Annotated in this window: 16 protein-coding genes, 1 tRNA gene and 1 pseudogene; 14 read left to right on the top strand and 4 right to left on the bottom strand. The window is 26.6% G+C overall.

Annotation, left to right across the window (positions count from 1 at the left end; all coding sequences use genetic code 11):
- Positions 1–58: 58 nt before the first annotated feature.
- Both queF and queC read right to left on the bottom strand, forming a co-directional pair.
- Positions 59–895 carry an NADPH-dependent 7-cyano-7-deazaguanine reductase QueF gene (queF, locus tag TGUWTKB_RS03300; protein WP_041063474.1) on the bottom strand — a complete coding sequence of 279 codons (837 nt, stop codon included), beginning with the start codon at positions 893–895 and terminating at the stop codon, positions 59–61.
- Positions 896–941: 46 nt separating this feature from the next.
- On the bottom strand, positions 942–1,667 hold the full coding sequence (gene queC / locus TGUWTKB_RS03295) for a 7-cyano-7-deazaguanine synthase QueC (protein ID WP_041063472.1): 726 nt from the start codon (positions 1,665–1,667) through the stop codon (positions 942–944).
- 500 nt (positions 1,668–2,167) lie between these two features.
- Here queC and TGUWTKB_RS03290 point away from each other — a divergent pair, with 500 nt between their 5' ends.
- From TGUWTKB_RS03290 to efp, 8 genes are all read left to right on the top strand, one after another.
- Positions 2,168–3,088: an SPFH domain-containing protein gene (locus tag TGUWTKB_RS03290; protein WP_041063470.1), complete on the top strand. Its 921-nt coding sequence runs from the start codon at positions 2,168–2,170 to the stop codon at positions 3,086–3,088.
- A complete protein-coding gene (locus TGUWTKB_RS03285) occupies positions 3,085–3,543 on the top strand; it encodes an NfeD family protein (protein WP_052459583.1) in 459 nt (152 codons plus the stop codon). Before TGUWTKB_RS03290 ends, TGUWTKB_RS03285 begins: the two co-directional genes overlap by 4 nt.
- Positions 3,544–3,669: 126 nt before the next feature.
- Positions 3,670–5,427, top strand: a complete 1,758-nt coding sequence (gene treA / locus TGUWTKB_RS03280; RefSeq protein ID WP_052459582.1) for an alpha,alpha-trehalase TreA — start codon at positions 3,670–3,672, stop codon at positions 5,425–5,427.
- A 51-nt stretch (positions 5,428–5,478) separates the two neighbouring features.
- A complete protein-coding gene (locus TGUWTKB_RS03275) occupies positions 5,479–6,435 on the top strand; it encodes a S49 family peptidase (RefSeq protein WP_041063468.1) in 957 nt (318 codons plus the stop codon).
- 67 nt (positions 6,436–6,502) lie between these two features.
- Entirely contained in the window at positions 6,503–7,933 is a 1,431-nt protein-coding gene (phrB, locus tag TGUWTKB_RS03270) for a deoxyribodipyrimidine photo-lyase (RefSeq protein WP_041063466.1), read from the top strand.
- A 135-nt stretch (positions 7,934–8,068) separates the two neighbouring features.
- Positions 8,069–8,362, top strand: coding sequence for a co-chaperone GroES (locus TGUWTKB_RS03265; protein ID WP_041063463.1), 294 nt, complete (start codon positions 8,069–8,071; stop codon positions 8,360–8,362).
- A 40-nt stretch (positions 8,363–8,402) separates the two neighbouring features.
- Positions 8,403–10,055 (top strand): chaperonin GroEL, encoded by a 1,653-nt coding sequence (groL, locus tag TGUWTKB_RS03260; RefSeq protein WP_041063461.1) that lies wholly within the window; start codon positions 8,403–8,405, stop codon positions 10,053–10,055.
- Between the two features lie 143 nt (positions 10,056–10,198).
- Positions 10,199–10,768 (top strand): elongation factor P, encoded by a 570-nt coding sequence (gene efp, locus TGUWTKB_RS03255; RefSeq protein ID WP_041063688.1) that lies wholly within the window; start codon positions 10,199–10,201, stop codon positions 10,766–10,768.
- Between the two features lie 29 nt (positions 10,769–10,797).
- Here efp and gyrA read toward each other — a convergent pair.
- Positions 10,798–13,341, bottom strand: a pseudogene (gene gyrA / locus TGUWTKB_RS03250) (DNA topoisomerase (ATP-hydrolyzing) subunit A); the annotation flags it as partial.
- Positions 13,342–13,997: 656 nt separating this feature from the next.
- Between gyrA and nrdA the strand changes: the two are divergent.
- From nrdA to TGUWTKB_RS03220, 6 genes are all read left to right on the top strand, one after another.
- The gene (gene nrdA / locus TGUWTKB_RS03245; protein WP_041063458.1) at positions 13,998–16,283 is read left to right on the top strand and encodes a class 1a ribonucleoside-diphosphate reductase subunit alpha; all 2,286 of its coding nucleotides are present in this window, start codon (positions 13,998–14,000) and stop codon (positions 16,281–16,283) included.
- 50 nt (positions 16,284–16,333) lie between these two features.
- Positions 16,334–17,464, top strand: a complete 1,131-nt coding sequence (gene nrdB / locus TGUWTKB_RS03240) for a class Ia ribonucleoside-diphosphate reductase subunit beta (RefSeq protein WP_041063456.1) — start codon at positions 16,334–16,336, stop codon at positions 17,462–17,464.
- A 1-nt stretch (position 17,465) separates the two neighbouring features.
- On the top strand, positions 17,466–17,732 hold the full coding sequence (yfaE, locus tag TGUWTKB_RS03235) for a class I ribonucleotide reductase maintenance protein YfaE (protein ID WP_041063685.1): 267 nt from the start codon (positions 17,466–17,468) through the stop codon (positions 17,730–17,732).
- 128 nt (positions 17,733–17,860) lie between these two features.
- Positions 17,861–18,970 carry a tRNA 2-thiouridine(34) synthase MnmA gene (gene mnmA / locus TGUWTKB_RS03230; RefSeq protein WP_041063455.1) on the top strand — a complete coding sequence of 370 codons (1,110 nt, stop codon included), beginning with the start codon at positions 17,861–17,863 and terminating at the stop codon, positions 18,968–18,970.
- 58 nt (positions 18,971–19,028) lie between these two features.
- Positions 19,029–20,396 (top strand): adenylosuccinate lyase, encoded by a 1,368-nt coding sequence (purB, locus tag TGUWTKB_RS03225; protein WP_041063454.1) that lies wholly within the window; start codon positions 19,029–19,031, stop codon positions 20,394–20,396.
- 107 nt (positions 20,397–20,503) lie between these two features.
- Positions 20,504–20,588, top strand: a tRNA-Ser gene (locus TGUWTKB_RS03220).
- Positions 20,589–20,647: 59 nt separating this feature from the next.
- On the opposite strand, the gene infB is transcribed toward TGUWTKB_RS03220, so the two are convergent.
- Positions 20,648–23,260 carry a translation initiation factor IF-2 gene (infB, locus tag TGUWTKB_RS03215; RefSeq protein WP_041063453.1) on the bottom strand — a complete coding sequence of 871 codons (2,613 nt, stop codon included), beginning with the start codon at positions 23,258–23,260 and terminating at the stop codon, positions 20,648–20,650.
- Positions 23,261–23,274 lie beyond the last annotated feature (14 nt).

Genomic DNA, 23,274 nt, shown 5'->3' with positions numbered 1-23,274 from the left:
ATTTATTAAAAGTACTAACAGTATATATTATATTTTTATATCCACTAAAAATATATTTTTATTGTCTAGCTAATCTTGAATTGATTGGAGCAAAAGATCGAGTACCTCTCCATATATTAATATCAATACCCCCCCTTCGAACAAAACGAAGATATATAAAAAGTTCATTTGGCTTACAAAAATGTTTAATATCATCAAAAATTATCTCTGCACATTGTTCATGATATTCTCTATGTTTTCTAAAAGAAAATAAATATTTAATTATATTTTTTTTTTTTATACGATTACCTGAATATATTATTTGTACAGATCCCCAATCAGGTTGATTTGTTATTGGACAGTTTGCTTTAAACAAATTTGTAAATAATGTCTTATTTTTAATTTTAACTGGTTCTGTTGCATTTAAGAGATCGTTAGTATTATATTCAAAATTTTTAATATTGATATTATAATCATCCAAACATTCTCCTTCAAAAAAATTAATCTTTTTTGAACTAAAATATGATATAGGAAATAATGTTACTTTTATATCATGTAATATACAGTGTGTTAAGTCACTTTGAATTACTTTGGAAACATCACTTTCATTATCAAAAAAAGTTTGATTTAAACTATTTAAATAAAGTTTTAAACTTTTAGATTCTATAAAATATTCAGTATCAAATGGAACAATAATCTCACCTATAGCAATTTGAGGAAAACCATTTTTTTGTAACCAAGATATTTCATATAAGTTCCAAATGTCTTCTCCATAAGAAAAGCTATTATTACTTTTCAAAAGTATACGATTTTTTTTTCTAGAAATTTTTTGAAGCAGCTCTGGAGAATATTGATTTTTATAAATATTATTTTTCAACATTTTTCTTTTTAAATTTATAATAAAATTTTTGTTCATATTATTAGTAGTTATAAAATTTTTGTAAATAAACTAAAACAAATTTTTAATCTATTTTATATTTTTTTTTCTTCTCTAATAGATTATTAATTACTTTTTCTTTATTATTTTGATAGTCTAAAAGTCCTTGATTTCTTAAATAACAAGCTGAGCAATTTCCACAACCAAAACTTTTAATTCCATTATAACAACTTAATGTTTTATTTTTTATAAAATCTAACTTTCCTAAAGTATCAGATAATGCCCATATTTCTGATTTTTTTAAAAACATTAATGGAGTTTTAAATAATATTTTTTTATCTAAACCTAATATTATTGCTGTATTTAATGTTTTTATAAATTTGTTCCTACAATCTGGATAACCGGAAAAATCTGTCTCGCAAACCCCACTTATAACTGTATTTATTTTATTTTTGTATGCATAAATTGATGCCAATGTTAAAAAAAGAATATTCCTTCCAGGAACGAATGTTTTTGGTGGTTTTTTTTTATTAGTTGAACTATGACAAGGTATTTTAAGATTATTATTGATCAAACAACTTTCAGTAAGTGTATCTAATACACTTAAATTAATGATTTTATGAAAAAAAATATTAAGTTTTTTTGATATTTTTATAGCTATTTTTACTTCTTGAGAGTGCTTTTGATTATAGTGAAATGTTATACAATGAATAACATCATAGTTTTTCAATGCATTTATCAGACATGTAGTTGAGTCTTGTCCTCCACTAAATACAATGACAGCACTTTTTTTAGTTTTTTTATCTTTCATGTTTTATTTAACTTTTGTTTTTTTATATATAAAAATAATTCATATATATTAAAATTGTTTAAAAAAATTTATATGTTTTTCTATATATCACGTAATATATTTGTTAAACGTAATGAATGTATGACTATTATTATTAATAAACTTGATCCATAAAAAATGTCTTTTTTTATTTGATAATACATTTAAAGAGTAAACGTTTTTTATAAACAATATTTAATAACTAAACAACACTATTAATTATAAAAAAAAAAATGCTAGAAAACTATGATAAAAATTTATATAGTGCTTATATTAATTCAATTTTATACAATTAAAGTATTAAAAATTTTTTAAAAAAATGAATTATAGCAATTATTTATGAGAGTATTTTATCTATTTTTCATTAACATGAAATTATGATATATATTTCTAAAATAAAAAATATAATAATTGTATTTATATTTTTTAACAAAAAATGCTAATTTAATAGTGAACTGTTTTTATAAAGGAGATATAGCAAAGTGTTGTCATTAATTTTTACAATAATATTACTTTCTTTAATATTAGTTGGATCAAGTATAAAAATTGTTCCTCAAGGTTTTCAATGGACTGTAGAAAGGTTTGGTCGATATACCTCTACTTTAAAACCAGGTTTAAACTTAATTGTTCCTTTAATAGATAGAATTGGGAGAAGGATCAGTATGATGGAGCAACTGTTAGATATTCCTTCTCAAGAAATTATATCTAAAGATAATGCAAATGTTACAATTGATGCTATTTGTTTTATTCAAGTCATGAAACCTTCTAGTGCAGCTTATGAAGTTAGTAATTTAGAATTAGCAATTACTAATTTAACGATGACAAATATGCGAACTGTATTAGGTTCTATGGAATTAGATGAAATGCTTTCCCGACGTGATGATATTAATATTAAGTTATTAAAAATTTTAGATGAAGCAACAAGTCCATGGGGTATTAAAATTACACGAATAGAAATTCGTGATATTCGTCCTCCTGCTGAATTAGTTGCTTCAATGAATGCTCAAATGAAAGCTGAACGTACAAAACGTGCAGAAATTTTAGAAGCAGAAGGTATAAGACAAGCTGCTATCCTAAAAGCAGAAGGTGAAAAGCAATCACAAATTTTAAAAGCAGAAGGTGAACGTCAATCTTCTTTTTTAAATGCAGAAGCGCGTGAACGAGGTGCAGAAGCAGAAGCGAAATCAACACAAATTCTTTCTAAGGTTATTTCCTCTAATAAAGATATACAAGCAATTAATTATTTTATTGCACAAAAATACACTGCGGCATTAAAGACGATAGGATCATCAAAAAATAGTAAAGTTATTATGATGCCATTGGATTCTACTAATTTAATTGGCGCAATTGGAGGAATTAGCGAACTTATTAAGAATAATGTTATGAATAACGGAAAGGTATGAACAAACTAGCAATAACGCAATTTTTTTTCTGGGATAACTTACTTTTAATAGGAAGTTTTTTTTTAATAATAGAAATTTTTATAGGAATAGGATATTTTTTCTTAATAGGACTATCCTTATTATTTACTGGTTTTTTATCATACTTTTTTAATATTAATTTTTGGTTACACCAAGCTTTAATATTTTCAACCTTATTAATTGTTATTTCTTTAGGATCGTTGCAATGGTTTAATTTTATTTTTTGTAAAAAAAATGACAATAGTTTGAATCAAAAAGAACATCAATTAATTGGATTACAAGGCATTTTATCTGAAACATTAGTTAACAAAACAGGTCGAATGTCTTTTGGCGATAGCAGTTGGCGAATTAAATCAGAAACAAACCTCTTAAAAGGAACGCTAATAAAAGTTATAAAAATAGAAGGTATTACATTAATTGTAAAAGCTTGTAATTAAAAATTGTAGTATCATTTTAAAATTCGTAACAATATAATCAATTAAAAATGGTGTTTTATTATTATAATTTGAACATAAAAAAAATTACTTGTTGCAAATATCGTTTATAGAGAAAAGGATATGTATATGAAGATAATTTCTTCTAAAATAAATAAATATATTTTATTTATCTCATTGCTTGCAATGAGCAATGCATCGTTTGCAATTAGCAATAAAGTTACAGAAATACAAAGAAAATCTGTTTTAGAATACAAAAAAAAAGTTATAAATCGTATTGAAAAAATTGTACAAAAAATCTCGATACACCCTATACAAAAAATTTTTTCAAAAAAAAAACATAGGGTATTTCAAAAATTACAATCTCCAGATATAATTTTTGGTAAATTATTCGTTGCTGTACAAAATGCTAAAATATTTTCAGATCAAAAAACTTTTGCTGATTGTGTACCTATTAAGTCTCCATCAGATATTTTAAAAAAATTTGAAGAAGATAAAAATAAGCCAGATTTTGATCTTAAAAAATTTGTTAAAAAAAATTTTATCGTGCCCGTTAAAAAAAAAAGTTGGGTAGCAAATGCCAAAGCAACATTAAAACATCATATTAATGATCTTTGGGCAGCCTTAGTTAGAAGAGCAGAGTTAATAAATGAATATGATTCTTTAATTGATTTACCGTGTAGATATGTTGTACCTGGTGGTAGATTTGATGAAATGTATTACTGGGACAGTTACTTTACCATGTTAGGTCTATCAAAAAGTAATAACTGGGATTTAGTCTTAGAAATGATAGATAATTTTGCTCACTTAATCGATTTATGGGGCCATATACCAAACGGTAACAGAACTTATTATACAAGTCGATCTCAACCTCCTTTTTTTTCGTCAATGATTGATTTATTAGTAAAACGTTTTGGAGATATTGCTTATTTAAAATATAAACCGCAACTTGAACAAGAATATCGTTATTGGATGAAAGGAAGCAATAAATTATCTATAGGTCAAGCAAAAGATACAGTAGTAAAAATGAAAGATGGTAGTATACTAAATCGTTATTTTGATATATATACTACTCCTCGTCCTGAATCTTATTTATCAGATTTAAATACAGCTTTACAATCAAAAAAAAAAAATAAACTAGAAATTTATCAAAATTTACGAGCTGGGGCAGCTTCTGGTTGGGATTTTAGTTCACGTTGGTTAAATGACAAAAAAGATTTATCTACTATTAACGTTCTTTCTTTAATTCCTGTAGATTTAAATTCATTACTATATCATTTAGAAAAAACGTTAGAGAAAGCAAACAAAAAATCTAATAATTTACATATAGCAAAAATGTATTCAGATTTAGCTAACAAGAGATTAAAAGCAATAAATCGTTATTTATGGAACGAAAAAGCAGGATATTATAGTGATTATAATTGGAAAAAAAACAAATTAAATACATTTTTAAGCGCAGCAACTGTTTTTCCTTTATATGTAAAGGCTGCAAATAATAATCAAGCAATTAAGGTAGGAAAAATTGTAGAGAAAAAACTTCTTAAAAAAGGAGGATTAGTAACAACTACTGTATATAGTGGTCAACAATGGGACTATCCTAACGTCTGGGCACCTTTACAATGGGTAGCAGTGAAAGGCTTTGAACAGTATAATAATGTTCGTTTATCAAAATTAATTGGATTAAATTTTTTAAAGAATGTAGAAACAATATATCAAAAAAAACATAAATTATTTGAAAAATATATAGCAGAAGGTGAAGGAATGGCAAAAGGTGGAGAATATCTTTTACAAGATGGATTTGGATGGACAAATGGTGTTACTTTAATGTTATTAGATAAGTATGCTCCTGTAATAAAAAACAAAAAAACACCTCTGAAAAATTTTTAAACACTGCTTATTACGTAACAATATTTAAAGATATTTTTGAAAGGAGTAATAATGATAGAAAAAAAAAACATTTTTTGGGAAAGAGAATTAGTACAAAAAATTTTATTTTCTTTACATCGTGAACAAATGAAAGAACGTAAACTGAAAATTATATTAAAAATACTCCGTATTTCTTTTTTTATTGCTATAGCTTCTTTTTTTATTTTTAAATTTTCTTCTGTTCGAAAACACTTAAATTTTCAGAACAAACCATCTCCTCACGTAGCATATATTAATATACAAGATGAAATTTCATCAGGTACTTTATCTGATACAGATCATATTGTTCCATGTATTAAAAATGCATTTGATAATCCATATGTCAAAGCTATAATATTAAGAATTAATAGTCCTGGAGGAAGCCCGGTTCAATCTGGGAGAATTTATAGTGCAATTCAATTTGAAAAAAAATTACATCCAGAAAAAAAAATATATTCTGTAATTGATGAAATGGGATTGTCTGGTGCATACTATATTGCATCTATTACCGATAAAATTTATGCAGATAATGCAAGTTTAATTGGATCAATTGGAGTAATTAGTTCAAGTTTTGGTTTTTCTAGCTTTATGGAGAAGATAGGTGTTGAGCGTCGTTCTATTACTGCTGGTAAAAATAAAGATTTTCTTGACCCATTTTTACCTTTAAATAAAAATTCTGAGATTTTTTGGAAAAAAGTATTAGACAACACGCATCAGCAATTTATATATGCTGTAAAAAAAGGAAGAGGAAAACGTTTGAAAAATGATTCAGATTTATTTTCTGGATTGATTTGGAACGGAGAACAAGCAAAAAAAATAGGATTAATTGATGGAATAGGAAGTATTGAATCAGTAGCAAGAGATGAAATAAAAGAAACTAATTTAGTTGATTATAGTCCTGAAATAGGGGTATTACACGAAATTGGTCATAGAATTAAAATGCAGATTATTAAAAATATTCATCAATTAATGTCAATAAAGATTTTCTAATTTTTATTTTACAAATTGAACTTAAACCTTTAAGTTCAATTTGTAAACTTATATCCCAAAAATTTAAATGAAACGTCTTATCTGGTTTAGAAATGATTTACGAATTTCTGATAATCAAGCAGTACATGCTGCATGTAAAAATAATATAGACTCTAAAATATTAGCGATATTCTTAGCACCTATCCAACAATGGAAAAAATATCATATTTCTGCTAAGCAAATTAATTTTATATACGAAAACTTATCTTATTTAGAAGAAAAGCTATGGGAAATTGATATTCATCTCATATATCACGAATGTACAGACTTTGAAGATTGCATAAATTTTTTAATATATTTTTGTAAAAATGAAAATATTAAAGAAATTTTTTATAATCGTCAATATGAATTTGATGAAAAAAACAGAGATTTTAAATTAGAAAATATTTTAAAAAGTCATGGAGTTGATTGCAAAAAATTTGATAATACTTTAATATTTAAACCAGGTACTATTTTAAATAAAAAAAAGAATTTATATCGACGATATATTCCATTTAAAAAAAAATTTTTAAAAAAATTAGCAAAAAATACTTATAAACTTTTAAAATATCCTAAAAAATTTACTTTTAAAAAATTTACTAAAAATACTTGTGTTCCTAATTTTTATCAAAGTAAATTTTTTAAAGCTGGTGAGCAATCAGCATTAAACCATTTAACTTTTTTCTTAAAAAATTTATCAAAAAACTATAATAATACACGTAAAATTTTTCATAATACCGATAGTACAAGTAACTTATCTCCTTATTTAACAATTGGTGTATTATCTCCTCAACAATGTTTTTGCATATTAAACAACCTTTATCCTAACTTTTTAGAAAAAAAACATTTTTCGTTATATTGGTTTGACCAAATAATTTGGAGAGAATTTTATCAACATATTATTTATGGATATCCTTTATTATCAATGAATCAACCATTTATTAAATGGACAGAAGATATTAAATGGAAAAATAATATTTATCAAATAGAAGCATGGAAATCTGGAGAAACAGGGTATCCGTTAATTGATGCTACTATGAGACAATTAAATACTACTGGATGGATTCATAATAGATTAAGAATGATTAGTGCAAGTTTCTTAACAAAAAATCTTTTAGTAAATTGGAAAATAGGTGAAGAATATTTTATGTCAAAATTATTGGATGGAAATTTTTCAGCAAATAATTCAGGGTGGCAATGGTGTGCTTCTACTGGTATTCATATAACACCTTATTTCAGAATATTTAATCCATCTCTTCAAGGAAGACTTTATGATATTAAAGGAAAGTTTATTAAAAAATGGCTTCCAGAACTTAGAGATGTTCCAAATAAATACATCTATACTCCTTATAATTGGACTAAAAGCAAAAAATATCAATTAAAATATCCTAAACCTATTATTGATTATAATTATTCTAAAAAAAATGCAATATTAGAATACTCAAAAGCAAAAGAAAAAAACAATAAACAAAACAAATAAATATTATAAAAAAAATATTTTTTAATTTTACCTCTTGAAAATTATTTATCTTGTCCTTATCTCATTGTTTATGGAATAAAGATAATTTATTAAATAGTAATTAACTTTCTAAAAACTCAAAAGGAGAGTTGATAAATGAAGATTCGTCCATTGCACGATCGTGTAATTATTAAGCGTAAAGAAGTAGAAGCTAAATCTGCAGGAGGTATTTTTCTAACAGGTTCTGCGGCTGGAAAATCTACTTGCGGTGAAGTTTTGGCTATAGGAAACGGCCGTATTTTAGAAAATGGAGAAGTAAAAAAGCTAGATGTAAAAGTCGGCGATGTTGTGATTTTTAATGAAGGTTATAATGCTAAAACTGAAAAGATCGATAACGAAGAAGTGCTGATCATCTCAGAAAGTGATATTCTAGCGATTGTTGAATCATAATTTTATTATATTGAATAAATAAATTGAAAGGATATTTGATATGGCAGCTAAAGATGTGAAATTTGGAAACGACGCACGTGCAAAGATGTTACGTGGAGTAAATATACTAGCAGATGCAGTGAAAGTTACTTTAGGACCTAAAGGTAGAAATGTTATTTTAGATAAATCATTTGGTGCTCCAGCTATTACTAAGGATGGTGTTTCCGTTGCTAGAGAAATTGAACTTGAAGATAAGTTTGAAAATATGGGCGCACAAATGGTAAAAGAAGTTGCATCAAAAGCTAATGATACAGCTGGAGATGGTACAACAACTGCTACTGTTTTAGCTCAAGCAATAGTAAAAGAAGGATTAAAAGCTGTAGCTGCTGGAATGAATCCAATGGATTTAAAAAGAGGAATAGATAAAGCAGTTATAGCTGCAGTAGAAGAATTAAGAATATTATCAGTGCAATGTGATGATTCAAAAGCTATTACTCAAGTTGGTACAATTTCTGCTAACTCTGATGAAAGCGTTGGTGCTTTAATAGCACAAGCTATGGAAAAAGTTGGAAAAGAAGGCGTTATAACAGTTGAAGAAGGTACAGGTCTACAAGATGAATTAGATGTTGTAGAAGGAATGCAATTTGATAGAGGATATTTATCTCCTTATTTTATTAATAAACAAGAAACAGGTATAGTAGAATTAGAAAATCCATATATATTATTAGCAGATAAAAAAATATCTAACATTAGAGAAATGCTTTCTCTGCTTGAAGCTGTTGCAAAGTCTGGAAAGCCGCTTTTAACTATTGCAGAAGATGTAGAAGGAGAAGCATTAGCAACTTTAGTTGTAAATACAATGCGTGGAATAGTTAAAGTTGCAGCGGTAAAAGCACCAGGATTTGGTGATCGCCGAAAAGCGATGCTACAAGATATTGCTGTTTTAACCGGAGGAACTGTTGTCTCTGAAGAGATTGGTATGGAATTAGAGAAAACGTCTCTCGAAGTTTTAGGACAAGCTAAACGTATAATAATTAATAAAGATACTACTACTATAATTGATGGATCAGGAGATGAATCTGCAATTCATGGACGTGTCAATCAAATTCGCCAACAAATTGAAGAAGCAACTTCTGATTATGATAAAGAAAAACTTCAAGAACGTGTTGCAAAACTAGCAGGTGGTGTTGCAGTATTAAAAGTTGGAGCAGCTACTGAAGTAGAAATGAAAGAAAAGAAAGCACGTGTTGAAGATGCACTTCACGCTACAAGAGCAGCTGTTGAAGAAGGTGTTGTTGCTGGCGGTGGTGTAGCATTAGTAAGAGTTGCAGAAACTATTTCTAATCTTACAGGTCAAAATGAAGATCAAAATATTGGAATAAAAGTTGCATTGCGTGCAATGGAAGCTCCTTTGCGTCAAATTGTTTCTAATGCAGGTGAAGAACCATCAGTGGTAGCAAATAATGTAAAAAGTGGTAAAGATAACTATGGATATAATGCTGCTACTGAACAATATGGAGATATGATGGATTTTGGCATATTGGATCCAACAAAAGTTACTCGCTCAGCATTACAATATGCTGCATCTGTAGCAGGATTAATGATTACAACTGAATGCATGGTTACTGATTTACCTAAAGGAGATACTCCAGATTTAAGTTCTGCTAGTGGAATGGGCGGCGGAATGGGTAACGGTATGGGTGGAATGATGTAATTTCGTTGTTTCTTTATCTTATCTATCTTATTGATTTTATTTAAGTTTTTATAAATCCCCTACACTAACCAAACTGTAGGGGGTTTATGTCTAACTACCAAAAATATAATAAAATATACTTTATAATTAATTTTAAAAACTCTATGCCTTCATATTTAATTAATAATTTACGCATTGGTGCTAAAATTTTATTTGAAAACAAACCATATGTTATTGAATCAAATGATTTTACTAAACCAGGAAAAGGACAAGCTTTCAATAAAGTGAAAATTCGTCAATTAATTAACGGAAAACTTATTGAAAAAACATTTAGATCAACTGAACTAATAAATACTGCTGATATTTTTGACTGCACTCTTATATATCTTTATCAAGAAGGCGAACTTTATTATTTCATGAACAATAATAATTTCGACCAATTATCAGTCGAACAAAAAATAATAGGAGATAATTATCAATGGTTAAAAAATCAAGTAGAATATATAATTACATTATGGAATAATGTTCCAATTTCTATTACTCCTCCTAATTTTCTTGAATTAAAAATTATCAAAACAGATCCTAGCATAAAAGGCGAAACTTCTACTGCGACTACTAAAAATGCAATTCTTTCTACTGGTGCCAGTATAAAAGTTCCATCTTTTATAGAAATTGGAGAAACAGTGAAAATTGATACACGATCTAAAAGTTATGTATCTCGTGTTATCAAATAATTTTGTTAAATATCAATATTTTAAAAAATTTCTGACTCAACAACAACACGTTGTAGACCTACTACACTTTCTTCTTTTAACGTTCTGATAAGTATGACTCCCTGTGTATTTCGCCCAAGAGTACTAACTTCAGATACTCTTATTCTTACTAATTTACCAGTATCAGTGATAATCATAATTTGATCATTTTCAAAAACTTGTATAGCACTTATGACTGGTCCACTTCTTTGAGTAACTTTAATTGATATTACGCCTCGTGTTCCCCTTGATTTAATAGGATACTTGTTTATTTCAGTACGTTTTCCATACCCTTTTTTTGTTACTGTTAAAATTGTACCTGGTATTTTTTCATTAGATACAATTAAAGATACTACATAATCATCTTTTGCTAATTTTATTCCTCTTACTCCTGATGCTGTTCTTTTCATAGTTCTAACAGATGATTCATTAAAACAAACTACTTTTCCTGTAGAAGAAAAAAGTAAAATAGTATTTGTACCTTTTGTAAAAGCGACACCAATTAATTCATCATCTTCACGTAAATTTACTGCAATAATACCTGCATTACGAGAGCGAATTAATTCCGAAATAGCTGTTTTTTTAACAGTACCTTTAGCAGACGCCATAAATATATTAATTTCTTCTTTATATTCATTTATTGGTAAAATTGCTGTTATACGTTCATTTTTTTCTAATGGTAAAAGATTAACAATAGGTCGACCTCTAGAGTATCTATTTGCTTCTGGTAATTGATGAACTTTCATTGAATACAATCTTCCTCTATTACTAAAACAAAGAATAGTATCATGTGTTTTAGTAACTAATAAACGATCAATAAAATCTTCTTCTTTTGTTTTTGCAGCTGATTTTCCTTTTCCTCCTCGATGTTGTGCTGCATAATCATTTAATGGTTGATATTTGACATATCCTTTATGTGATAAAGTTACAATAACATCTTTTTGAAGAATTAAATCTTCTATATTTAAATTTAATGTAGCATTATGAATTTCAGTAAGACGTTTATCTCCAAATCTATTTTTTATATCTTTTAACTCTTGATAAATAACTTCCATTAAAATATTTTTATTATCTAAAATTTTTTCTAAAGCATATATATTTTCAACGATCGTATTATATTCTTTAAAAATTTTTTGATGTTCTAATCCTGTTAATTTTTGTAGTTTCAATTCCAAAATAGATTGCGCTTGTTTTTCACTTAAATAATAATATTCATTTTTGTTAGCTGAACTAAAATTATTTTTAAAAATATCAAACAACAATTTATTTTCACCAAAAGCGTTTATGTTTTCACCTAAATTTTTAAAAGACCATGAATAATTTATTAAAGTTTCTTTCGCTTCTTTTGTTCCTATAGATAAACGAATAATTGAAATAATTTTATCAACATTTAATATAGCTATTAATAATCCTTCAAGAATGTGTACACGATCACGTGATCTATTTAGTTCAAAAATAGTTCTCCTTAATACAATTTCTTTTCTATGATCAATAAAAGCTATAATTATTTCTTTTAAGTTCATAGTTTTAGGTTTACCTTGATGCAAAGCAACCATATTAATACCAAAAGAGGTTTGTAACTGTGTCATAGAGTAAAGATTATTTAAAACTATTTCTCCTATAGAATCACGTTTTAATTCAATGATCATTCGCATTCCGTCTTTATCGGATTCATCTCTAAGAGAATGAACACCTTCTAAACGTTTTTCCTTCACTAATTCAGCAATTTTTTCTATTAAACGAGCTTTGTTTACTTGATAAGGTAACTCATACACAATAATAGTATTACGAGCTGTTTTATGATTGATTTCTAATCTGCTACGTGCTCGAATATATATTTTGCCTCGACCAGTTCTATAAGCATCTTTTATACCTTGATTTCCGTTAATTATTCCTGCTGTAGGAAAATCTGGACCTGATATAAAATTCATCAATTCTTCTATGCTAATATTTTTATTTTTGATGTATGCAAGACAACCGTTAATAACTTCTTTTAAATTATGAGGAGGAATGTTAGTTGCCATACCTACTGCTATACCAGAAGAACCATTGACTAGAAGACTAGGTATTTTAGTTGGTAAAACTTCTGGTAATTGTTCAGTATTATCATAATTTTCTATAAAGTTTACAGTATCTTTTTCAAGATCGCATAAAAATTCAGAAGCAATTTTTTTCATACGAATTTCAGTATAACGCATTGCCGCTGGTGGATCACCATCTACTGATCCAAAATTTCCTTGACCATCTATTAACGGATATCTTAAAGAAAACGATTGTGCCATTCTTACAATAGATTCATATACCGCAGAATCGCCATGGGGATGGTATTTACCTATAACATCTCCTACAATACGTGCTGATTTTTTATAAGATTTATTCCAATCATTACCTAATTCACGCATAGCATAAAGAATTCGACGATGTACCGGCTTTAGACCATCTCTTACATCAGGTAAAGCACGTCCTATAATTACTGACATAGCATAATCAAGATAAGAGTTTTTAAGTTCGTCTTCAATACTAATTAGTTTTATTTTTTGTTCAAATGTAGTCATAAAATATTATATAGGTTAACAAATGTTATCAAAATCATGTAATTTTTAATACAATACCATATTGTATAATTTTTGGCGAACGTTCATCGCAATTGTTTTTAAATGATTTATTTAAGATAATAATAGTTTATATAACATTTCATTGAAAAGTAACGATGTAAAGAATATCGTTTAATTAAAACAAAAATTATTGATTTTATAAAAATATATTTAAAATCTATAATGTAATTCAAATATTAAAAGACTATAATATTTTATAAATTATTTCTAAGTTTTTTATAAAATATATAAGTAACTATAGAATAATAAATTTATTTATAACAATATTATAAGTCTTTTAATAAAATCACATAAAAATATAATAAAAAAATAAAAATTATTAAATAATATTTATATTATATAAATTATAATATGTACATTTTAACAAAAAATGTTTTTCTACAAATCACTATGTAATATTTTTTAAATTTCATATTATTTTAAATAAATATTAAATAATTTTATCCAAAAAAACTATTTTTAAAATATAAAAATATTTCTTCATTGATTCGTATATAGATTATTTATCTCAAAAATCTTTACTATAAATACATTATACATAAATAGATAAAGGAATATTTTAATCTTAAGAAAATAAAAAACAGGTTAAATCTGAGATGAATCATAGTTTATTCGTTACTAAAAGAGATGGTCGAAAAGAATTAATAAATTTAGATAAAATTCATAAAGTATTAAATTGGGCTGCTAATGGACTTAATAACATTTCTATTTCGCAAGTTGAACTGCGTTCACATATTCAATTTTATAATGGAATTAAAACTTCTGATATTCATGAAACTATTATTAAATCTGCTGCTGATCTCATTTCTTGCGAAACTCCTGATTATCAATATTTGGCTGCACGATTAACAATTTTTCATCTTAGAAAGAAAGCTTATGGTCAATTTGATCCTCCTAAACTCTATGATCAAGTTGTACGAATGGTGCACTTAGGAAAATATGACACACACCTATTAAGTGATTATACTGAAAAAGAGTTCAATGAAATGGATAAGTTTATTGATCATTGGCGTGATATGAATTTCTCATATGCTGCGGTAAAACAATTAGAAGGTAAATATTTAGTACAAAATAGAGTAACAGGAACAATCTATGAAAGTACACAATTTTTATACATTTTAATTGCAGCATGTCTATTTTCTAAATATTCTTCTAATAAACGAATGGATTACATTAGACGTTTTTATGACGCAACTTCTACTTTTAAAATATCACTGCCTACTCCTATTATGTCAGGTGTTCGTACACCTACACGTCAATTTAGTTCATGTGTATTAATTGAATGTGATGATAGTTTGGATTCTATTAATGCTACATCTAGCGCTATAGTAAAGTATATTTCTCAACGCGCTGGAATTGGCATTAACGCAGGAAGAATTCGTGCTGTAGGTAGTCCTATAAGAGGCGGTGAAGCTTCACATACAGGATGTATTCCATTTTATAAACATTTTCAATCTGCTGTAAAATCTTGTTCTCAAGGAGGGGTAAGAGGAGGAGCGGCTACAATTTTTTATCCAATATGGCATTTAGAAGTGGAAAATTTATTAGTTTTAAAAAACAATCGTGGCATAGAAGATAATAGAGTTCGTCATATGGATTATGGAATACAAATTAATAAATTTATGTATCAAAGATTTTTAACAGATAAAAAAATTGCTTTATTCAGTCCGTCTGATGTTCCAAATTTATACGAATATTTTTTTTCAAATCAAAAAAAATTTGAAAAATTATATATAAAATATGAAAAAAATAAAGATATTCGCAAAAAATACATTAAATCTACTGATCTTTTTTCTTTAATTATGCAAGAAAGATCTTCTACTGGTAGAATCTATATACAAAATGTAGATCACTGTAATACACATAGTCCTTTTAATGCAAAAATTGCTCCTATTAGACAATCTAATCTCTGTATGGAAATAGCTTTACCTACAAAACCATTAAAACATATTAATGATTCTTCTGGAGAAATAGCGTTATGTACTCTTTCTGCTTTTAATTTAGGTACTATTAAAGATTTAAATGAATTTGAAGAACTAGCAAATCTTTCTGTACGTGCACTTGATGCCTTATTAGATTATCAGGATTACTTAATTCCTGCTGCAAAAATAAGTGCAATGGGGCGTCGATCATTGGGTATAGGAGTAATCAACTTTGCTTACTATCTAGCAAAAAATAATGTACGTTATTCAGATGGAAGTGCTAATAATTTAATACATAAAACTTTTGAAGCAATGCAATACTATTTATTAAAAGCATCAAATGAATTAGCTAAAGAGCTTGGTTCATGTCCATATTTTAATGAAACTAATTATGCAAAAGGTATTCTGCCTGTGCATACTTATAAAAAATCGTTAGATGAAATTTGTAATGAACCATTACATTACGATTGGGAAGACTTATCAAAAAAAATAAAAATACATGGTTTAAGAAACTCAACATTATCTGCTTTAATGCCATCAGAAACATCATCACAAATTTCTAATGCTACTAATGGAATTGAACCTCCTAGAGGATATATTAGTATTAAAGCGTCAAAAGATGGGATTCTTCGTCAAATAGTGCCAGAATATGAGCTATTAAAAAATAAATATGAGCTACTATGGGATATTCCTTCAAATAAAGGATATTTTCAGTTAGTAGGCATAATGCAAAAATTTATTGATCAATCAATTTCATCAAACACTAATTACGATCCATCAAAATTTGCTAATGGAAAAATTCCGATGAAAAAACTTATGCAAGATTTATTAACAGCTTATAAATTAGGGATAAAAACTTTGTACTATCAGAATACTAGAGATGGTGCAAAAGATATGCAAGAAGAAATGGTACTTTTTTTTCAAGAAGAAGGTTGTAGAGATGGAGCTTGCAAAATTTAAATTTATGTTTTTTTTTAAGTGCTAATTTATTTTAATTTATGGATTATAATATGTTATATACTACTTTTTCACAAAAAAAAAATAATCAATTAATAGAACCAATGTTTTTTGGGCAACCTGTAAATATTGCACGTTTTGATCAACAAAAATATCATGTTTTTGAAAATCTTATTGAAAAACAACTATCATTTTTTTGGCGTCCAGAAGAAATAGATGTTTCTCACGATAGAATAGATTATAAAAATTTGCCTGATCATGAAAAACATATATTTATTAGTAATTTAAAATATCAAACATTATTAGACTCTATTCAAGGACGTAGTCCAAATGTAGCTTTTTTACCTATCGTTTCACTTCCAGAATTAGAAACATGGATAGAAACTTGGTCTTTTTCTGAAACGATTCATTCTCGTTCTTATACGCATATTATTCGAAATATTGTCAGAGATCCATCAATAGTATTTGAAGATATCGTAGATAACCAACATATTGTTGAACGTGCAAAAAATATTGCTTCATATTATGACAAGCTTATTCAAATGATAAGCTATTGGAATCTTTTAGGACAAGGCAAACATAAAATTAATGATAAAATAATTAATGTTGATCTGTATGCCTTAAAAAAACAGTTATATCTTTGTTTAATTAGCGTAAATGCTTTAGAAGCTATCCGTTTTTATGTAAGCTTTGCTTGTTCTTTTGCTTTTGCAGAAAGAGGGTTGATGGAAGGTAACGCAAAAATTATTCGTCTAATAGCACGTGATGAAGCATTACACTTAACTAGCACACAACACATTTTAAATTTAATGAGAAATGGTGAAGACGATTTAGAAATGAAAAAAATATCAAAAGAATCGGAACAAGAATGCTTTGATCTTTTTAAAGATGTAGCGATGCAAGAAAAAGAATGGGCAAAATATTTATTTTATGATGGATCAATGATAGGACTAAATAATGATATTCTTTCTGAATATATTGAATATGTCACAAACATTCGTATGAATGCAATAGGTTTAAAATTACCGTTTAAAACAAGATCTAATCCAATTCCTTGGATTAACACATGGTTAGTTTCAGATAACGTGCAAATGGCTCCTCAAGAAGTAGAAGTGAGTTCTTATTTAGTAGGACAAATAGATTCTTCAATTAAAAAAGATGATTTTAAAAGTTTTAAATTATAAAATGTCCGATTTTAATATAGTTTTAAATACATCTAGAATAAAACTAAAAAAAATTCATATATATTTAAATTTATTAAATATTTTAGAAAAAAATAATATAGAAATTGAATTTCAATGTCGTCAAGGCTATTGTGGGTCTTGTAGAATGCGATTATTAAAAGGTAAAATTATATATTATAAAAAACCTTTAGCTTTTTTAAAAAAAGGAGAAATTTTACCATGTTGTTGTTATATTATGAGCAATTTAGAAATACAAACTATTATATAATAGATTTTTTAGTTTTAAATGAATTTTTTATATAAAAACATACATTATTCATGCTATTAAAAATAGTAATTTATTAAATATTTAAAAAAAATTTTTATCAAATTAAAATTTAAAAAAAACTATCTTGAATGAACAAAAAAAAAGTAATCGTTGCTATGTCAGGTGGTGTAGATTCATCTGTTACTGCATACTTGTTAAAAAAACAGGGATATCATGTAGAAGGATTATTTATGAAAAACTGGGAAGAAGATGATAATCACGAGGAAAATTGTTCTTCTTTCATTGATTTTGAAGATGCTAAATCAGTTTGTAAAACAATTGGTATTAAAATAAAAATAATTAATTTTTCTGCAGAATATTGGGAGAATGTTTTTAAAAATTTTTTAAAAGAATATAAAAATGGAAAAACTCCAAATCCTGATGTACTGTGCAATAAAGAAATTAAATTTAAAACTTTTCTTAATTATTCTATTAAAGATTTAAATGCTGATTATATTGCGACTGGACATTATGTACGAAAAAAATTTTTCAATGGAAAAGAACATTTATTAAGAGGTATGGATCGCAAAAAAGATCAAAGTTATTTTCTTTATTTATTGAATCAAAAACAAATAAAAAAAAGTTTGTTTCCATTAGGAGATTTATATAAAAATGATGTACGTAATATAGCAAAAAAATTACAACTAACAGTAGCAAAAAAAAAAGGCTCAACAGGTATTTGTTTTATAGGAAAACGTAAATTTAAAAAATTTTTAAGTCATTATTTTTCTGAAAAACCGGGGTTAATTAAAACTATTGATCAAAAAGTCATCGGAAAACATAATGGCATTATGTTTTATACAATAGGACAACGTCAAGGATTAGGCATTGGAGGAATAAAACAGAATAATAATTTACATCCGTGGTATGTTGTAGAAAAAAATGTAAAAAAAAATATACTAATAGTAGCTCAAGGTTCTAATAATCCATTATTAATGTCGACAGGTTTAATCGTTAAAAAAGTACATTGGATTGATAATAATTTAATAAAAAATTTAATGTGTTGTACAGTACAAATAAGATATTGTAAAAACGATTATGATTGTAAAGTTGAATTTTTAGAAAATAAAAAAATTTTAGTTACTTTTAATCAACCTATTAGTATGGTTACCCCAGGACAATCAGCAGTTTTTTATTTAAAAGAGATTTGTCTCGGTGGCGGTATAATTGATCTTCGATTACCATTAGTAAAAAATTAAAAAAAACTTTAGCATAAAATAAAAATATAATAAATTTTATTTTTTTGGAAAAATATTAATGCAACTATTTAGTATAAAAGCTATTTCACCAATTGATGGTCGATATAATCAGCAAGTAATTGATTTAAAAGATATATTTAGCGAATATGGATTTTTTAAATTTCGTATAGAAATTGAAATAAAATGGTTAAAAAAGCTTGCTTCAACAAAAAAAATTCAAGAACTACCATCTTTTGATAAAGATTCAAACATATTTTTAGAAAATTTAATTCTAAATTTTAATGAATCTGATGCTTTATATATAAAAGAAATAGAAAAAAAAACTAATCATGATATAAAAGCAGTTGAATATTTTTTAAAAGAAAAAATTATTCAAAATAAACAACTAAAATCTATTGCAGAATTTCTGCATTTTTCTTGTACTTCTGAAGATATTAACAATCTTGCATATGCGCTGATGTTAAAAAAAGCTAGAACAGAAATAATTATACCTTGTTGTAAAGATTTAATTAATTTAGCTAAAAATTTAGCATATAAATACAAAAAAATCCCACTATTATCACGTACGCATGGGCAACCAGCTACCTCTACAACAATGGGAAAAGAAATAGCCAATTTTGTATATCGTATGCAAAATCAATTAAATATTTTCGAAAAAATACCAATTAAAGGTAAAATTAACGGTGCTGTTGGGAATTATAATGCACATTTTTTTGCATATCCTGAAATTAATTGGATAAATTTAAGTAAAGAATTTGTTACTGATTTAGGAATTACTTGGAATCCATATACAACGCAAATTGAACCGCATGATTATATTGCAGAATTTTTAGATTGTTTAGTTCGTTTTAATAATATTTTGATAGATTTTACTAGAGATTTATGGAGTTATATTTCACGCAATTATTTTCATCAAAAAACTCAGTTATATGAAATAGGTTCTTCTACTATGCCTCATAAGATTAATCCTATTTTTTTTGAAAATTCTGAAGGAAATCTTGGTTTATCAAATGCAATAATGATTTTTTTATCTAATAAACTATTAAAATCACGTTTGCAACGTGATTTAACTGATTCCACTGTTTTAAGAAATCTTGGTGTGTGTATTAGCTATTCTATTATAGCGTATAAATCTTTTAAAAAAGGTATTCAAAAACTAGAAATAAATACAACGCAATTATTAAAAGAACTCAACGAAAATTGGGCAATATTAGCAGAACCTATACAAACATTAATGCGTCGTTATGGTATTAAAAATTCTTATGAAAAACTTAAAACACTCACATACGGAAAACATATAAATAAAAAAGAAATAAAAAACTTTGTTGAAACTTTAAAAATTCCAGAAGAATCGAAAAAAAAATTAAAAAATTTAACACCAATGAACTATTTAGGATGCGCTATAAAGTTAGTTGAAAATCTTTAACTAACTATATTTCTTATAAATGATCAATTTGCATATAAATAAAAAAAATATAATAGTAAAACTTTACCTTTTTTTTTATAAAAGATATAATCAAAATAATTAATTTTGGAGGAGTGGCCGAGAGGCTTAAGGCAGCGGTCTTGAAAACCGCCGATGGGAAACTATCCGAGAGTTCGAATCTCTCCTCCTCCGTGTTTCAATGATTTATTATTTTATTTATCATTAGTCGAACTAAGATGATGAACTTTTGATTAATTAATTGTTCTCTTAATCGTAATCATTTCAAAAACTTCAATAATATCTCCTATTCGAATATCATTATAGTTTTTAACACCTATGCCGCATTCTGTACCACTACGAACTTCGTTAACATCTTCCTTAAATCGACGAAGTGATTCTAATTCACCTTCATATATAACAATGTTTTCTCTAAGTACTCTTAATAAATGATTGCGTTTTACTAAGCCTTCTGTAACCATACATCCAGCAATAGCATTAAATTTAGGTGATTTAAATATACTACGTACTTCTGCTAAACCAATAATTTTTTGTTTATATTCTGGAATAAGCATTCCAGACATAGAGGATTTTATTTCATCAATTAAGTGATAAATTACAGAATAATAACGTAAATCTACACTTTCAGCTTCAATAATTTGACGTGCTGGATAATCTGCACGGACATTAAAACCTATTATAATTGCATTAGAAGCAATAGCTAAATTTACGTCTGTTTCTCTAATACCGCCAACGCTAGAAGAAACTATTTTTATTTTTATTTCATTATTTGAAAGTTTCATTAACGATTCTGAAATAGCTTCTAATGAACCTTGTACGTCTGCTTTTAAAACAATGTTTAGTTCTGATTTTTCTCCTTTTTTTATATTTAAAAATAAATTTTCTGATGTAGATTTTGGTTGGCGATATAATTTTAGATCACGTATTTTTTCTTGCCGATAAAGAGCTACTTCTTTAGCTTTTTTTTCATCACGTACTACTGTAATTTCATCTCCTGCTAAAGGTACACCAGATAAACCTAATATTTCTATCGGAATTGAAGGTCCAGCTTTTTTTATTTCTATTCCTAGTTCATTACGCATAGCACGTATTTTTCCATATTCTAAATTACATAAAACAATATCACCTTTTTTTAATGTTCCTTCTTTTACTAAAATAGTAGCTATAGGTCCTTTTCCTTTATCAAGAAATGATTCTATTACAATACCTTTTGCCATACCTTTTTTAACTGCGGTTAGTTCCATTATTTCTGCTTGTAATAATATTGCTTGTAATAAATCATCAACACCTTTCCCTGTTTTAGCAGAAACTTGAACAAATATATTATCTCCACCCCATTCTTCTGGAAGAATATTCTGTTTTACTAATTCATTTTTTACACGTTCAGGATCAGCAGATTTTTTATCTATTTTATTAATAGCAACTATAATTGGTACATTTGCAGACTTTGCATGTTGAATAGCTTCAATAGTTTGAGGCATTACTCCATCATCAGCAGATACTACTAGAACAACAATATCAGTAACCTGTGTACCCCTAGCACGCATATTAGTAAAAGCAGAATGACCAGGAGTGTCAAGAAAAGTAATCATTCCGTTTGAAGTTTCTACATGATATGCTCCAATATGTTGAGTAATTCCTCCGGATTCTTTATCTGCTATTTTTGTTGATCTTATATAATCTAATAATGAAGTTTTTCCATGATCAACATGACCCATGATAGTTACAATTGGAGCACGAATTTCTGCTTCTTTTATATCTATGGTATCACGATCTTTCATAATTGCTTCTTCTAATGCATTATCTTTTTTAATAATAACTTTATGACCCATCTCTTCAGCAATTAATTGAGCAGTATCTTTATCAAGGGTTTGATTTATAGTTATCATAATACCTGATTTCATCATTGCTTTAATCAACTGTGAACTTTTTATTGCCATTTTATTTGCTAAATCTGCAACGTTAATAGTTTCTCCAATAACTACGTTTCTATTCATTATTTGAATTGGTTTTTTAAAAACTTGTTGTAGAGCGCTTGATTTTAAAACTTTTCTATTTTTATTATTTCTAATAATTTTATTAACAGCACGAATTTCTTCACGATCTTTTTTTGAGTCAAAATTTTTGTTATTCTTTTTAGATTTATTAATTTTTATATTACGAGATTTTCCTTTACCACTTTCTATTGCTTGATCTATTTCATCTTCTGCTTGCCGAGCATGTTTTGATGTTGTTAAATGATAATCAATCTCTTCATAACTATTAGATTTATCTTTATTCCAATCTATTGGTTTTTCTTTTGCAATAATACGTGCTTCTTTTGCAATACGACGTGCATTTTCTTCTAATTTTCGATACGTTTCTTCTTCTGCTTTTCTTTTTAATTTTTTTGCTTCTATTTCTAAACGTATTTTTTCTATTTTTGAAGGATATCGTTTCTTTTCATGACGATTTTTTTTTTGTATTTGTTCTTTTTCAGTTTTTTTTAGTTTATTCTCAACAACTGTATTTATTTTTTGTTTTAAAATATTTTTTTTTTCAACCACAGTCTTATCTTCTTTTAAGTATGTTCTTTTTTTTATAACTTCAACTCGAACTGATTTAGTTTTTCCTCCAGAACCTAATACATTAACAGTACTTTTTTGTGTTTTTCTACGTAAAATTGCTTTTTCTAAATCCAGTTTGCAAGGTTCATAATTTAAATAAGAAAATAACTTTTTTTTTTCTTTGGAAGTTATAAAATCATCTTTTAATTTTTTAATACCCAAGTCAGAAAAATACTTAATCAGTATTTCTATTGATTGTTGCATTTCTTTTGCAAGTGATTTTATAGTGGTTTTTATCATACCCTTTTCTTCCT

Origin of the sequence: Candidatus Tachikawaea gelatinosa (assembly GCF_000828815.1) — a bacterium.
GTDB lineage: Bacteria > Pseudomonadota > Gammaproteobacteria > Enterobacterales > Enterobacteriaceae > Tachikawaea > Tachikawaea gelatinosa.
This window is presented reverse-complemented; position numbering and strand designations above follow the sequence as displayed.